13 protein-coding genes are annotated in these 15,756 nt (G+C 36.5%); all 13 read left to right on the top strand.

Annotated features, from left to right (window positions below):
- The first annotated feature begins 3 nt into the window (after window positions 1–3).
- The 13 genes from DESPCE1_RS21610 (at window position 4) to DESPCE1_RS22145 (ending at window position 15,643) form a co-directional block, all read left to right on the top strand.
- Window positions 4–2,082: a glycosyltransferase gene (locus DESPCE1_RS21610; protein ID WP_019851341.1), complete on the top strand. Its 2,079-nt coding sequence runs from the start codon at window positions 4–6 to the stop codon at window positions 2,080–2,082.
- A gap of 114 nt (window positions 2,083–2,196) precedes the next feature.
- Complete coding sequence (locus DESPCE1_RS0118860) at window positions 2,197–4,674, top strand: hypothetical protein (protein WP_019851340.1); 2,478 nt, start codon at window positions 2,197–2,199, stop codon at window positions 4,672–4,674.
- A gap of 100 nt (window positions 4,675–4,774) precedes the next feature.
- Entirely contained in the window at window positions 4,775–5,725 is a 951-nt protein-coding gene (locus tag DESPCE1_RS0118855) for a glycosyltransferase family 2 protein (RefSeq protein ID WP_019851339.1), read from the top strand.
- A gap of 1 nt (window position 5,726) precedes the next feature.
- Entirely contained in the window at window positions 5,727–6,479 is a 753-nt protein-coding gene (locus DESPCE1_RS22150) for a class I SAM-dependent methyltransferase (RefSeq protein WP_172637632.1), read from the top strand.
- A 10-nt stretch (window positions 6,480–6,489) separates the two neighbouring features.
- Window positions 6,490–7,431 (top strand): phosphoribosyltransferase family protein, encoded by a 942-nt coding sequence (locus DESPCE1_RS0118845; RefSeq protein ID WP_019851337.1) that lies wholly within the window; start codon window positions 6,490–6,492, stop codon window positions 7,429–7,431.
- A gap of 2 nt (window positions 7,432–7,433) precedes the next feature.
- Window positions 7,434–8,390 carry a hypothetical protein gene (locus DESPCE1_RS0118840; protein ID WP_019851336.1) on the top strand — a complete coding sequence of 319 codons (957 nt, stop codon included), beginning with the start codon at window positions 7,434–7,436 and terminating at the stop codon, window positions 8,388–8,390.
- Between the two features lie 27 nt (window positions 8,391–8,417).
- Entirely contained in the window at window positions 8,418–9,767 is a 1,350-nt protein-coding gene (locus tag DESPCE1_RS0118835; RefSeq protein ID WP_019851335.1) for a UDP-glucose/GDP-mannose dehydrogenase family protein, read from the top strand.
- Window positions 9,768–10,203: 436 nt separating this feature from the next.
- Window positions 10,204–10,845: a DUF1796 family putative cysteine peptidase gene (locus DESPCE1_RS0118825; RefSeq protein ID WP_172637631.1), complete on the top strand. Its 642-nt coding sequence runs from the start codon at window positions 10,204–10,206 to the stop codon at window positions 10,843–10,845.
- A gap of 234 nt (window positions 10,846–11,079) precedes the next feature.
- On the top strand, window positions 11,080–12,270 hold the full coding sequence (gene metK / locus DESPCE1_RS0118820) for a methionine adenosyltransferase (protein WP_019851332.1): 1,191 nt from the start codon (window positions 11,080–11,082) through the stop codon (window positions 12,268–12,270).
- The gene (locus tag DESPCE1_RS0118815; protein ID WP_019851331.1) at window positions 12,251–13,492 is read left to right on the top strand and encodes an adenosylhomocysteinase; all 1,242 of its coding nucleotides are present in this window, start codon (window positions 12,251–12,253) and stop codon (window positions 13,490–13,492) included. Before metK ends, DESPCE1_RS0118815 begins: the two co-directional genes overlap by 20 nt.
- Before the next feature lie 236 nt (window positions 13,493–13,728).
- Entirely contained in the window at window positions 13,729–14,097 is a 369-nt protein-coding gene (locus DESPCE1_RS0118805; RefSeq protein WP_156831333.1) for a hypothetical protein, read from the top strand.
- 56 nt (window positions 14,098–14,153) lie between these two features.
- Complete coding sequence (locus DESPCE1_RS23895) at window positions 14,154–14,642, top strand: HD domain-containing protein (RefSeq protein WP_256379875.1); 489 nt, start codon at window positions 14,154–14,156, stop codon at window positions 14,640–14,642.
- Between the two features lie 92 nt (window positions 14,643–14,734).
- Window positions 14,735–15,643, top strand: a complete 909-nt coding sequence (locus tag DESPCE1_RS22145; protein ID WP_156831332.1) for a hypothetical protein — start codon at window positions 14,735–14,737, stop codon at window positions 15,641–15,643.
- The last annotated feature ends 113 nt before the right edge of the window (window positions 15,644–15,756 follow it).

Raw genomic sequence — 15,756 nt, 5'->3', positions numbered from 1 at the left:
TTAATGAATAGGACAAAAATAGTCATCTTAGATATGCAGCCGATCGATCCTCCGATTGGTGGGGGAAGGTTGCGCCTTTTGGGATTATACAGTGGGTTTAAAAATGAGATTGATGCTACCTATGTCGGCTCATATGACTGGCGAGGCCCAGGATATCGGAAGCATAAACTTTCTGAATGTTTAACTGAGATTAATGTTCCACTTTCAGAGGAGCATTTTATTGCACATGATCAACTTTCTTCTCAATTAGGGAAGAATTGTCTTGATACAGCATTTCCAATGCAGGGGCAATTATCCGAGGAGTTCATTAATAGAGCTAGAGAAGAAGCAAAAAATGCACATATTGTTATTTTCTCACACCAATGGCTTTTTCCTTTCGTCGCACCGGTATTGAATAGGAATAAGCAATTGATTGTCTATGATTCTCAAAACTGTGAGGGACTGCTTAGAGTAAAGCTCTATGATGACGGAACACCTCTTGCTGATACAATTTGCAGAGAGGCCGTTCGATGCGAATATGAGCTTTGCATAGCTGCTGACTTAATTTTGGCCTGTTCATTGGAAGATAAGCGTAGTTTTGAGGGGCTTTATGGAATTGAATCAGATAAGATCATTATTGTACCCAACGGAGTATTTGCTAAAAAGATTTTGCCGTGTGACGACAAAAACAAAAAGGATACTTTGCGTAAAAAACTTGGCTTAAATCTTCCTACTGCATGCTTTATCGGAAGTGAATACTATCCAAATGAGCAAGCTGCGAGACTAATAGCTGATATTGCGGAGACTCTACCACAATACCAGTTTGTAATTATTGGTGGTGTAGGAAACAATATCAAAGATATCGATGCTAAAAAGCTCAATAATTTAATTGTGACTGGCTTCGTGGAGGAGAGAGAAAAGTTAGAGTATCTAGCAGCCAGCGATATTGCAATAAATCCAATGCTATCTGGCTCCGGTACAAATATCAAAATGTTTGATTTTATGGCGGCGGGGTTACCTATTGTTACTACTAATATCGGAGCTAGAGGGATTGAAAATACCGGTGGAAATATCTATATGCTTTGTGATATAGATAAGTCTGATTTGATAGAAAAGATTGTTCAATTATTCAATGATGAAAATCTATTTAATAACCTAAGAGAAAATGGACGAAAGAAGGCTTCTGAGAAGTATAGCTGGGAACAAATTTCATATGAACTGGGTTATAATCTAGTTCAGCGATATAAATATAAGATACTGGAGAAACGACCTTATTTTTCAGTGATTATTCCATCTTATGAAAGACATGAGCTATTGACAAAGCTTATGGAAAATATAAAGCAACAAACATTTCGTGATTTTGAGGTAATTATAATAGATCAATCAAGTTCGAAGTGGAAAGATGAGCAACATTTTCAGGATTTGGATCTTACCTATTTTAAAACGGAAATTAAGGGTGCAACTAAAGCAAGAAATACAGGGATACGTCTAGCTAAAGGAAAAGTAGCTGCATTTATTGATGATGATTGTATTCCAGATCAAGAATGGTTAGTAAATGCCGTAAAATATGTAAAACAGCCATATGTAGTAGGAGTGGAAGGCATCATCGAAGCAGATAACTATGATACTAAGACCCATCGTGTGGTTAGTAATGTCAATTTCGAAGGAATTGGTTTTATGACAGCAAATTTATTTATTAGATTAGATATTTTGAGAAAAATAAATGGCTTTGATGAAACATTTGATAATCCTCACTTTCGTGAGGATACTGATTTGGCTTGGCGTGCACTGAATTTCGGGGATATTCCATACGGAAGTGATGTTAAAGTTTTACATCCTTCACATCCGCGGAGCAATTTCAGAGAAAGTCTTATGGAGCGCAATAAGTTTTTTATACATGATCCACTGCTTCTTAAGAAACATCCTCAAAAGTTTGCGGATATTTTTGTGATGGAAAACCACTATAAAGAAGAGACATATTGGAGGTTTTTTAAGGAAGGAATGAAGCGGCACGATGTACCTACTGTACTTGTGAGGGAATTATTAGCAGACAAGCGAGTGGATCTTAACTATGTACCCGAGGAGTTTATTTTAATGAGTTGAAGGGTCTTCAACTATCATTTGTGAAAAAGATAAGGAGTAAATGTTTTAATTTGAAGTTTGAGTAAAATTTAATTAAAGGTACTCCCCGGCAGGGAAAACCATTCTGGAGGATTTATGGTATATTTTGTGGTTTTTATGGTAGGCATTCTTTTAACTTGTATTCTAGTAGCGTGTTGTTATACCAAAATTAATATAGTAAAGTTGATATCAATTAGTTTGCTTAGTTTTATTGCAATATACACTGCTTTATCCTGTATATTACTATATTTAGATGTTTTTAGTGTGCTCTTTGCGCTTATTGGTGCTACTTTGGTTTTTTTTCTCTTACTATTATTATTTGACATAAAAAAAATAAAGAATATTAATTCCAGAATAAATTATAATGTTCAGCCGCACCTATTAGTTATTTTATTATTAATTGTATTAATCCCTTTTATTTCAATAAAGTCAGAGTTTATTTCAAGTGATTCTGATGCTGGTGCTTATACAACCAGAGCGATTGACTTTATGTATGGCGATGCAAAAATCATAAAAACAGTTGAAGAGTATAAAGCAATTAATAATATTCAAATAAAAGAGGAGCTTATTGAATTAATAAATCATCAGTTGTCATTAAATGTGAGAGCTGACTTAAATAGTGATAATATAATTAATTATGAATACCATGCTTTACCTACATGGCCTATGGTGCTGGCACTATTTGGTAAAATGTTTGGGCTATATAATATGGTCAATGTTTTAACTCTTTTTTACATTTTATCAACGTTATGTCTTTATTTTATTATAGAGAAGTCAGGTAGATATCGAATAGCTAAATATTTATCGATTCCTTTATTTGCATTTTCTCCATTGATTATTTATCTTGCAAAAACACCACTATCTGAAATGATGTTTATTTCTATGTTGTTTCTTGCTTTAGTATTCATTACTGAAGATGAGGATAAGCTTAAACTTTGTTCGTTTTTACCGTTAGGATTACTTGGATTCATACATTTCTCTATATTCATTTATATTCCTATTATATGGTTTGTTTTTTTTGTGCTTAGTATAATTAAAAGAAAAACAATATATGGAAAGATTAATATCTATACTTTGTTTCTGTATATATTATGTTACTTATATAGTTATAGAGTTTCTTTTAAATATACATCAGATCAACTGAGTAATCTGATAACATCTAACCCAAAATTAGGCTTGGTTATTATTTTCAGTTGTATTCTGGTGCTATGCATTTTACAATATGTGGTTTTAGCTTTAATTAAGCAAGAAAGAAAAATTGATGTTATAGATATTATGGGAAATCTATTTAGTAAATACGCGATGACAGTCCTTAAGTACTTGTTGGCGTTTCTTGTAGTGTTGACCTTATATAGAGCCTATCAATTAGGATTTACCGAAGCTTACACTCAAGGCGGGGGTAGTTGGGAGTATAGAAAAGTTTATGGTAATTCTGGGTGGAAGGGTTTAATTCATCTTAATATTATTTCAATCATTGCGGGGACATCGTATATTGTTATTCCATATATCTGTTTTAAGCTACTTAGATCAAGTAGTAAGCAATGGGAGCTAGTGCCTAAAATACTTACCATGGTTTTTCTATACTCATTAGCAATATATACAATAATAAGGCCGGACACTCCTCATAATTATTATGCTTCAAGATATTTTGCGATTGTTCTTATCCCTGCAGTAGTAATATTATGTGCAATTTTAGTTGAAAACAAACGAAGTTTTATTGCTATATGCGGGATTGCAATTATTACAGCCTTTCCATATAATCTTCTTTTACTTTCCTCAGCGGGGAATATGGGGAATCATGAATTGCTTAATGATGCTAGAAGCATTATTAAGCCCGGGAGTATAGTGCTTTTAAATCCATTAGAAATGAAAACTAACAGAGTATTTTATCATAACTTGCGAGAAATAGATGGTGATTTCATATTTAGCATAAAATCAAAGAATATGCTGGTAGAGGAGTTTCCAACAAAAGAACAATATATAATCAGTGAAGTTAAAATTGAAGATGATAGATATGAAAAAGTATTTGAAAAAACTTATAAATTATCAAATGACATTGCTGCTTTTAATCAGTTATATCCAGTATCACATAATATATATGAAAATAATTTGTATATCTATAGGTTCATGCAAGAAAAAACTAAAGTAACGTTAAACAATATGGATAAAAGATATACCGATGGTTTTTATAGTTTTGAAGAGTATAACGGAGAAACATATGCATGGACATCTGCCCAAGCATCTGTTCAACTTTACTTCACTCCGAGGGTATATAATGTTTTTCGGATTTATTATAACAATATGCCACATGAACTTTTTGAAAAAAAGCAAACACTTCATATTTGTTTTAAAATAGGTAATAATTTAGTTTTCGAAAAAGATATGACTTATAATGATAGATTTGATGGTTATTTCGAATTTAATGTATCTAATGAAATTTTAGGAAATGAGAGAAATTGTCTCGTTAAGATAGAATCTGAAACATGGGAGCCAATAAAGTATCTTGAAAATAGTGCAGATACAAGAGCATTAGGAATACCCATTGTTAGTGTAGAGGTTCATTCCCATGACTGATGAGTAGTGGTTCGCAGTATATAACCATATTTTTAAAATATTAAGAGTTAAAATACTAGTTTATTTTTGTTGAATAAATCATTAAGGAGATACACTTACTATGAAACTCATCATACAAATACCTTGTTATAATGAAGAGGATACCTTAGCAGTGACATATACTGATCTACCTAAGCAAATTGATGGTATAGGCGAAATAGAATATCTCATCATTAATGATGGTAGCCGAGATAAAACAGTTGAAATAGCGAGAAAGCTAGGCTTTCATCATATAATATCCTTTAAGCAAAACAAAGGACTAGCAAAAGGATTTATTGCGGGTATTGATGCCTGCCTCCACCTTGGTGCTGATATTATAGTCAATACTGATGCTGATAATCAGTACTGTGGGGCAGATATCGAAAAGTTAGTGCGTCCGATTCTTGATGGCAAAGCAGATATTGTTATTGGTGAACGTCCTATTGATGAGACTAAGCATTTCTCGTGGCTGAAAAAGAAATTCCAACATATTGGTAGCTGGGTAGTACGCTTGGCATCGGGGACTAAAGTTCCTGATGCCCCTAGTGGGTTTCGGGCCTATTCCAGAGAAGCGGCCTTACGTCTGAACGTGGTCAATGAGTATACCTACACATTGGAAACGATTATTCAGGCGGGGCATAATAAAGTAGCCATGACATCTGTACCCATACGAACGAACCCAGAGACGAGAGAGTCCCGCTTATTTAAAAATATGTGGGCTTATATGAGACGTTCTGCTTCAGTGATTATTCGGGCTTTTATGATGTACAAGCCATTAAGATTTTTCAGCATGTGTGGAATGATTATTTTTTTGTTGGGAATAGCTTTAGGGGTTCGGTTTTTATTTTATTATTTTGGCGGTTCTGGAGAAGGGCATGTCCAGTCCCTTATTTTAGCAGCCGTGTTGATGTTGATGGGTGTTCAAACTATTATTGTTGGGCTGCAGGCTGATATTATTGCTGCTAACCGAAAAATATTAGAGGATATTCAGTATAGGGTGAGGAAGATAGAATGTAATGGGAGGGGGAGATAAATTGGATTTCCATCCTATGCCGAGATATTTGATGCGCAAAAACGCTATTAAAAAGATACTTGAGACATATGATTGTATAGATAAAGAACTATTAGAAATTGGCTATGGGTCTGGTGATATGTTTTCGGTGTATCTGGACTTTGGCTTTAAGTGTTATGGCTATGATTTTTCGGAGGAAGCATATCAATATGTAACAAGAAATCTCAAGGAAACTACAGGAAGAATAGTGCTTTTAAAACATGAGGAAGAAATCACTCAGAAAACTTATGATTTTGTGGTTGCCTGTGAAGTGTTGGAACATATTGAAAATGATGTGCAGAAATTGCTAGACTGGAAAGCGTATCTTAAAGATAATGGGAAACTGCTATTTTCCGTACCGGCTCATCAAAGGCGCTGGGATTACAACGATGTCTCCTCTGGTCACTATAGAAGGTACGAAAAAAATGAGTTAATTGATGTCCTGGATAAGATCGGTTTTAATGTTTGCGATTTTTATGCATATGATTTTCCGTCATGCTTGATTTTAGATCCAATAAGAGCTAGAAGCGCAAAAAAGAATCATCAATTAGCAGGTCTTAATGGGATGACAAAAGAAGAATTAACAAAAGTTAGCGGACTTAGACGGGATCAGAATAAATTATTCAGAAGACTGTCAAATCAACAGTTACTGTACTTAGTAATTAAATTCCAAGAGTTATTTTATAAATCTGATTTTGGCTCAGCATATGTTGTTTTATGTGAAAAGAGAAAGTAAGAGGAGTATTATGAATTTTGTCACATTCGAAGATCTCAACGATTGTCTTTATAAAAATATAAATAAGTTACCACGGGATATTGATTTGATTGTCGGGATTCCAAGAAGTGGACTTATGATCGCTAGTTTATTGGCACTTTATTTAAACCTGCCTTTTGCGGACATTGATAGCTTTATTAAAGATGAGATATATAAAACCGGGAAAACGAGAAAATCAAATAACTGGATTACTCAGGCCTCGGAAGCAAAAAAGATTCTGGTAGTTGATGATAGTATCAGTGCAGGAGATGCAATCAAAGAAGCCAAAGAAAAGCTTAAGGATATTATTCATACTAAGGAAATAATTTATTGCGCTATTTATGCGCTCCCATCCAATTTTAAAGCGATAGATATTTATTTTGAAATATGCAATCATCCAAGAATGTTTGAGTGGAATTATCTGCATCATTGGGGCTTGGAGTATACTTGTGTAGATATAGATGGGGTGCTATGTCAAGATCCAACTCTAGTTCAAAATGACGATGGTAAAAATTATTTGGAATTTATTAAAAATGCAGTGCCTAAGTTTTTGCCGACAAAGTCTATAGGATATCTTGTTACGAGTCGTTTAGAGAAATATAGAAATGAAACTGAAGAATGGCTGAATAAGAATGGTATAAAGTATAAGCAACTAATTATGCTTGATAGTAAAAATGCTAAAGAAAGAGCATTGAATAGCAGCCATGCTGAATTTAAAGCATCAATTTACAAAAAAACAGATTGTTTTCTTTTTATTGAAAGCTCTTATGAGCAAGCTGTTGAAATAGTTAAACTTACGGGAAAACAGGTTTTTTGTGTGGAAAACAGAAAGCTCATTGAACCGGAAAATGTTGTGAATCATATACAAATTATAAATCGAGATTTACGTATAACTATAAAAAGAGTTATAAAAAAGATCTTAAAAAAGTTATAAAAATGAAAAGTACAAAAAAAATTCATTTAAAAAAATACATGAAATATCTTGGGGCTTTAATTGTAATTATGGCCTTTATATTCATGTTAGAAAAATTAAAAACTATCGATTTAGATTATTCAATATTTTTTAATAAGAAAAATCTTACAATTTTCTTTTTATTGGCTTGCTTTAATACCATGTTAATAATTATTAGTTATATTCCATGGATGAAGATAATCTCTATATTTTCTAACGAAAGAATACCACATACAACTATTATATATATTTTTTCGAAATCAAATATATTAAAGTATATTCCAGGAAATATATTTCAATATATAGGCAGAAATCAATTAGCTTTTGAAACCAATGTAAAGCACACTGATTTAGCATTTGCTACAATATTTGATGTAGGCCTGCTTGTTCTTTCTTCTTTTCTGGTTTCGATATTTTTTTTAGGGGAGGATGCAATTCATTATATTATACAAAATGGACGGATAAGCTATTGGGTCATTTTACTCAGTATTTTAATTTCAATTGCTTTTACCTTAATCGCATATAGATACAGAGAAAAAGTTATTGAGTCTTTAAGGAAATATGTCGGAATCATAAATTTGAAGAACTTTTTAAAAATACTATTTTGTATTACGTACTATCTAATTTATTTGATGTTTTTTGTCGGGATCTATTTAATAATATTAGTATTTATACTTAAACAAGAGATTAGTTTTCAACTCTATTTAGATCTAATTGGAGCATTCAATCTTTCCTGGGTTATTGGATTTATTGCCCCTGGAGCACCAGGAGGAATTGGTGTAAGAGAAGCAGTAATGACCCTGATAGCAGGAGGATTGATTAGCAGCGAGGTAATTATAATTTCCATGGTTATCTTTAGGTTCATCAATCTTCTGGCTGATCTGGGAGCATTTTTGATTGCTTATTTTATAATATCATTGACCAAGTTTTATAGAAACTAACAATTAACTTAGAGGAGAAATAGCTGGATGTACAATATTGGTGTAATCGGCACAGGTTATGTGGGCTTGGTACAAGGTGTTATCATGGCGGAGTTTGGCATGAATGTTATCTGTATGGATGTGATAGAGGAGAAGATCATAAAGCTTGAAAGCGGAATCGTGCCTATTTATGAGCCTGGCCTTAAGGAATTACTTGATAAAAACGTTGAAGCAGGCAGGTTGCACTTTACGACAGATATACATAAAACGGTTGAAATCAGCGATGTTATCTTCATTGCGGTTGGCACACCGCCCCAGGAAAATGGAAGTGCGGATTTGCATTATGTCAGGGATGTAGCCCGAAGTATTGGCGGATGTATGAATGGATACAAAGTTATTGTGAACAAGTCCACTGTTCCGGTGGGCACAGGGAAAATGGTACAGAGGATCATTCGCGAGGAGCTCGATAGCCGGAGAGTAGACTTCGATTTTGACGTTGTGTCCAACCCGGAATTTCTTCGGGAGGGGAGAGCGGTGCGTGACTGCATGATACCAGATAGGGTTGTTATTGGGGCGGAAAGTAAAAAGGCGATTGAAGTCATGAAAAAAGTGTATGATGTACTTTATATCAACCAAACGCCTTTTCTCATTACGGATATAGAGACTGCGGAAATGATCAAATATGCCTCCAATGCATTTCTGGCTGTGAAGGTTTCCTTTATTAATGAGATGGCATTACTGGCGGATAAGGTCGGTGCCAATATTCAGGAGATCGCCCGAGGTATGGGTATGGATGGCAGGATTTCGCCTAAATTTTTGCATGCTGGTCCTGGGTATGGGGGTTCATGCTTTCCTAAGGATACCAGAGCTATTGCAGATATTGCTCATCAGTATGATGAGCAAATGCTGGTGATTGAAGCAGCTATCCAAGCCAATGAAAAGCAGAAGCGAAAGATAAGTGAGAAAGTTATCAAAATGGTTTCGCGGGAGATTCCCATGGAAAACGCAACGTTTGCTATATGGGGACTATCTTTCAAGCCAGAAACTGATGATATGCGCGATGCCCCTTCGTTAGACATTATTCGGAATCTGGTAAGTGCTGGGGCAAGAATTCGCGCATACTGTCCTCAGGGTATAGAAGAAGCAAAATGGAGATTAAAGGATATAGAAGAATCCATTTTATATTGTAAAAATGAGTATGAAGCGGCTGAGGGCACGGATGCAGTTGTTTTAGTGACAGAATGGAACCAGTTTAGAGGAGTTTACCTGGATAAGGTGAAAGCAGTTATGAAAGGTGATTATTTCTTTGATTTGCGCAATGTCTTTTCCAAAAATCTGGAGATAAAAAGGATATTTCGATATTCAGGGGTTGGATGTCCAAATTGTAGAGAACAATAATATCAGTGGAAGTCGGATACCCATTATTGGAGGATAGATCGGTATGAAGGATATAGAAAACAACCTTGACTGCAGGATAGATAAAATAACTACGGATATTAAAAGGATAGAATCAAAACAGGATGAATTAATTAAGTATACCATTCAACAAAGATGACTAAATCAGAATGCATATTTAACGGAGGAAGATTGATACATTATCTTTGTCCGCATTGCGGTGCGATTTTTGGGGCCTCTTAAAGTATTAAAATATGAGCCAGCCTTAATTGGATCTGGAATATAGACAGTTTTTCTTTACTTAAAGCTAAGGTTCTCTTGAATGAGTTTTACACTTAAATCAACGAACTTTGGAAAGAACCGATAAATTTACTATGTAATCATACTTGCGTAGATTCCAATGTATTGCTATAGTTATCTTGAGGTGGTAATGGTGAAATTGGCTGATATCAAGGATCAGGAGTATGATTTAGTTGTTAGTCTTGGTTCGAATTGTCAAGTTACACATCAAATTAAGCGTGCTGGCTTGAGAACTTTCTCTGGACCATTGGATTGGTTCGTTTTTGGGGATATTCATGATCTGAATAAGGCAATAGCTAATAAATTTAATGATTTTATGCAATTAGAAAACCTTATTTTACAAGGAAGGCATGATTTCACATTTCTAGTCACTGATATTAAATACAACTGTCTCTCAGTTCATGATTTTCCATTAACTGCGGAAGACGATGAATGGTTGTCCTCTTACCCTGAATTCAATTCTAAGTTAAAACATCGCATAGATACTTTTTTTCAAAAGATAAAGGAAAGTAAATCAATTTTATTTGTTAGAAACGGAATAGACTATGAAGGAGTAGAAGAGCTAAAAAATATATTGAGTAATTGCACTAATGGTAATTTTAAGATTCTTGCGCTTAACTATGTTGAAGAATATTCTCGTCCTTTAGAGAAATATATAGATATAACAAATATCTGTTATGTTGAGATTGAAAATTTCAAGGAGCGCTGGGAAGGGCGAGATGAAGACTGGGATTATCTATTATCTGGAATAAAGTTAGCTAGGAGTAATGAGTTAATCTAGTATATAAATATAACCATGAGTAGATAGTATGCTCATGGTTATTTCGTAAGCGCTTAAAACAAAGTGCCTTATATAATAATCTGATCCATACGATAATAAACGTTAAACCTATTAAGTGTTTTAAATTAGACTCGAAAAACTCCAAGGAGGATAGTCTCGCTAAACAGAACCGCAAATCCAACATATTTTATCACGGTTGTATATCGAGCGAAGCGAAGGGAATGATCTATAAACATGAACAAAAAACTATTCACATCAGAATCCGTAACAGAAGGGCATCCCGATAAAATCTGTGACCAAATATCCGATGCTATCTTGGATGAAATTCTTAGACATGATCCCATGGCAAGGGTTGCTTGTGAAACCTCAGTAACTACCGGATTGGTTTTGGTAACCGGGGAGATTACGACGAATTGTTATGTAGACATTCCCAGTGTTGTGCGCAAGACGATCAAAGAGATTGGCTATACCAGAGCAAAGTATGGTTTTGACGCTGACACATGTGCCGTTTTAACGTCGGTCAGCGAGCAATCGGCCGATATTGCTCTTGGCGTGGACAAGTCTTTGGAAGCAAAAACTGGAGGAATGAGCGATGATGACATTGAGGCGATTGGGGCTGGAGACCAAGGAATGATGTTTGGTTATGCCACCAATGAGACTTCTAGCTTAATGCCCTTACCCATTGATTTGGCTCATCGATTGGCTCTCCAGCTAAGTTCGGTTCGTAAATCTGGACTTCTCGACTATCTTCGCCCGGATGGCAAGACTCAGGTTACTGTCGAGTATGTGGATGACAGACCTGTGCGGGTAGATACGATTGTGATCTCTACTCAGCATCATCCAGACGTAGCGCATGAACAGATTCGTAAGGATTTGCTTAAGCATGTGATCTATCCTGTGGTGGATTGTGAATTATTGGATGAGAAAACCCGATATTTTATTAACCCTACAGGTCGCTTTGTTATTGGTGGTCCCCAAGGGGATGCCGGTTTAACCGGGCGTAAAATCATCGTCGATACCTATGGTGGTATGGCTCGTCATGGGGGAGGGGCTTTCTCCGGAAAAGATGCGACAAAGGTTGACCGCTCAGGGGCCTATGCAGCGAGATATGTTGCCAAGAATATAGTGGCTGCTGGGATTGCTGACCGCTGTGAGATTCAATTAGCTTATGCTATCGGTGTAGCTCAGCCGATTTCGATTATGGTGGACACTTTTGGAACGGGGAAAATCCCCAATCATGATATTATTGCGTTGATCAGAGACCATTTTGATTTGCGGCCGGCAGGCATTATCAATAGTCTGGGCTTAAGGCGTCCCATCTATCGTCAAACAGCAGCCTATGGTCATTTTGGCCGGACAGATATTGAATTGCCTTGGGAAAATACAGATAAAGCGGAGGTGTTGTATGGAATCGTTAATTCGTGATATTTCTTTGGCTCCTAAGGGGCAAATGAAAATTGACTGGGTCGCGGCCCATATGCCGGTTTTAAATGCACTGAAAAAGGAGTTTGAAAGGGATCTGCCCTTTGCCAATCAACGGGTGGTCATTTGTTTGCATCTTGAAGCCAAGACAGCTTATTTGGCAAAGGTCATCCAAGCCGGAGGGGCTGAAGTAGCTGTGGTAGCCAGCAATCCTTTATCGACTCAGGATGATGTGGTAGCGGCTCTGGTTGCAGGTGGAATAAAGGCCTTTGCCTGGTATGGCGCCACGGATGAAGAATATCATCATCACCTGAATCAGGCACTGAATTTTGAACCGGACTTTATAATTGATGACGGTGGGGATCTTGTTTCGACCATTCACACTAAGCGCCGAGAATTATTAGGTAAGGTACGTGGTGGAGCAGAGGAGACAACCACTGGAATTTTACGCCTTCGGGCTATGGAAAGTGCTGGGGATTTAGGCTTTCCGATGATAGCTGTCAATGATGCTCAATGCAAATATTTGTTTGATAACCGCTATGGAACAGGGCAATCCGTATGGGATGGTATTATGCGGACCACTAATTTGGTGGTGGCAGGAAAGACCGTTGTGGTCGCGGGGTATGGCTGGTGCGGCAAAGGTGTAGCCATGCGTGCAAAAGGACTGGGAGCAAGAGTCATCGTTTGTGAGATTAATTCGATCAAGGCCAATGAAGCATGGATGGACGGATTTAAAGTGATGCCGATGGTCGAGGCAGCCCCTTATGGAGATGTTTTTATCACGGTAACTGGCAATAAAGATGTGATAGCAGAGGAACATTTTAAAGTGATGAAACCTGGGGCGATTATGTGTAATGCCGGTCACTTTGATGTGGAAATCAATAAAGTGCATCTGAACAGTTTGTCAAAGTCTGTCCAGGTCGTTCGGCCCAATATCGAGGAATTTACCTTAAAGGATGGGAAACGACTGTATTTGCTTGCCGAAGGAAGACTGGTTAACCTGGCGGCAGGGGATGGTCATCCGGCCGAGGTCATGGATATGACATTTGCTTTACAGGCCCTTTCGCTTAAATACGCAGCACAAAATGCGGACATATTGGAAAATGTCGTTCACAATGTTCCGGAAGAGATTGATCAAAGGGTAGCCGAGCTAAGGTTGGAATCCCTTGGACTTAAGATTGATCATTTATCTGAGGGGCAGAAGGCTTATTTGGAAGCTTGGTAGCATTAAATATCGGGTTAAGCTGACTGTTGGCTGCTTATGCTGGGAGACAGGGGAGTAACCCTTGTCTCCCCAAATTCGTTACAAGTTGGTTGGCTTAAAGTTTAAAATGATGCAAAATAGGGGCAGGAATTATCCTGGATTAGTCGAAGAGTATATAATAAATCAGCAAGTGACAAGAAAGCAAGGCATTTATCATATGATGTTAAGACAATAGAATATGAGGAGAGGTGCTATTGGTGTACAGGTTTATTGGAATTGAAGATTTAGCGGCCAATGCCTTGATTGAATTATTGGAAAAGGGCGATTGCCGGAGGGTGGACTTTGAAACGCTGGTGAAGTATGGACATGCAGTCATTAGTGTTTTGCGGGAAAATGGTGATGAAGCGACACTTTTGCTTTCGAAAGAATATAGGAATGAGCTAATCCGCAATTATTCTGATTTCTTCGAGATTATCCACAACGAACAAAAAAATGATGCCATTGTTTTAAGAGAAGGAAAGACGGTTGAAGACTTGCGGAATCGCTTCAGAGCCTTTTTGACTTTAGATTGTCTGCGTGCATTTACCAATAGTAAATCTCTTGCTGAATTGGGTGTTGCAGTTTGAGCTTTAAGCTTTTTAAGGATCCGATTTATGGATATGTTGAGATAGACTCTAAAATTGTGCGAAGTATTATTGATACAGCTTGCTTTCAGAGGTTAAGGAACATTCGGCAAACGAGTTATGCTCCTTTGTATCCGGCTTCATTTCATAACAGGTTTATTCATTCTATTGGTGTCTACCACTTAGGAAGAAAGGTGTTTAACACCGTACGTAATTCTGTAGATTGTCTTGAACAGATGTCTAATGAAGAGATGGATAATATTAAAAGGATTTTTGAACTGGCATGTTTACTTCATGATGTGGGACATGCGCCATTTTCACATACGGGAGAACGGTTTTTCTTAGAGGACGCGGCTAATTCGCCTGCAATCTATGCAAGTCTGAGAGAATTGGTTTCAGATGATGAGTTTAGCAATGATTTTGACTATTATTACAATAATGCGAAGGTTGCAGCTCCCCATGAAATTATGAGCTGTATCGTTGCCTTGAATGTTTTTAAGGGGCACTTTAAAGAGGCTTCTGAGCGAGCCTTTTTTTGCGATGTATAACGGGGTTTAAATATCGCAACATAGGGGAAAATTGTGATATTCTTAATTGCTTTATTGAGCTGCTTAACTCTCCAATTATTGATGTTGATAGGTTGGATTATATTATCAGGGATGCGAAAACTACAGGATTCCAAAGTGTATCTATTGATTATGAAAGACTTCTGGAAGGGGTCCGTATCATTGATAGTAATGGCTCCAAATGTTTAGCTTATCATAAAAGCGCTTTAAGTGTAATAGAAAATGTCGTTTATGCTCATGATGCCGAACGGAAATGGATTCAAAACCATCCGGTGATATTGTATGAGCATTTTTTGCTGCAGCATGCGATGCGAAATATAGATAGATATTTTGCTTTATCTAAAAATGGCTCAAGGTTTTTCGGTCTTGATTCATTGAGTCGGGATGGGGCGGATTTTGAAGATAAAGGAAAGATCTCTTTACTGTCTGATGAAGATGTGCTGTATGTAATGAAGAATGTTTATTCCGACGATTTGATAGATGAGTATTTTTTCAGAGGTTCCAGGCGTCATCCTCTTTGGAAGTCAGAGGCCGAGTATAGAGCGCTCTTTGATAACGAATTAGGCAAGAATAGGTTGGATGAATTTGAAATTGCGTTTAAGGATATGGAGAAATATATAATTGATAACTTTTCCATACCTGTTATTAACGAAAATGTTCTTGTAAGTATTGAAAGAAAAGAAAATGAAATCGAGGAAGAAAAGAATACGATTCCAGATAGAGATTATAAAAACTTAATGGATGGAATCAAAAAGATCAAGAAATGGATTAATTGCTTGAGCAAAATTGCCTTGGACAATGATATTCCCTTTGATTTTGTGATTATTGGTGCTAATAAGTTTAAAAGCGGGATTTTTGAAGGAGGACTTGGAAAACATCCTTATACTTTTTCCATCTTTACAATTGCGTCCTTCTATCAAAGAAGTATCGACGATTTTAACTGCCGAAAAGACAAGAGACAGCTTTTTCTATTTATTCTATAAAAATAAAGAAAGCGATGAAAGAGATAGAGAAGTGTCTATAAAGTCTATAGCTGAAGCGTTAGTGAGGGAACTATTTGTACCGTGAGAGGATAGTTTACCGAGTCATATTGACA

The organism is Desulfitobacterium sp. PCE1, assembly GCF_000384015.1.
GTDB classification, from domain to species: Bacteria; Bacillota; Desulfitobacteriia; order Desulfitobacteriales; family Desulfitobacteriaceae; genus Desulfitobacterium; species Desulfitobacterium dehalogenans.
The sequence above is the reverse complement of the archived record's forward strand: the minus strand, read 5'-3'. Positions and strand labels throughout refer to the sequence as shown.

What these genes read in the sequence shown, in the direction of transcription:
- DESPCE1_RS0118845 (WP_019851337.1), top strand. Translation starts at nt 6,490, where the DNA reads ATGAATTTTGTCACATTCGAAGATCTCAACGATTGTCTTTATAAAAAT.
- DESPCE1_RS0118840 (WP_019851336.1), top strand. Translation starts at nt 7,434, where the DNA reads ATGAAAAGTACAAAAAAAATTCATTTAAAAAAATACATGAAATATCTT.
- DESPCE1_RS0118860 (WP_019851340.1), top strand. Translation starts at nt 2,197, where the DNA reads ATGGTATATTTTGTGGTTTTTATGGTAGGCATTCTTTTAACTTGTATT.
- DESPCE1_RS0118855 (WP_019851339.1), top strand. Translation starts at nt 4,775, where the DNA reads ATGAAACTCATCATACAAATACCTTGTTATAATGAAGAGGATACCTTA.
- DESPCE1_RS0118815 (WP_019851331.1), top strand. Translation starts at nt 12,251, where the DNA reads ATGGAATCGTTAATTCGTGATATTTCTTTGGCTCCTAAGGGGCAAATG.
- DESPCE1_RS0118835 (WP_019851335.1), top strand. Translation starts at nt 8,418, where the DNA reads ATGTACAATATTGGTGTAATCGGCACAGGTTATGTGGGCTTGGTACAA.
- metK (WP_019851332.1), top strand. Translation starts at nt 11,080, where the DNA reads ATGAACAAAAAACTATTCACATCAGAATCCGTAACAGAAGGGCATCCC.
- DESPCE1_RS21610 (WP_019851341.1), top strand. Translation starts at nt 4, where the DNA reads ATGAATAGGACAAAAATAGTCATCTTAGATATGCAGCCGATCGATCCT.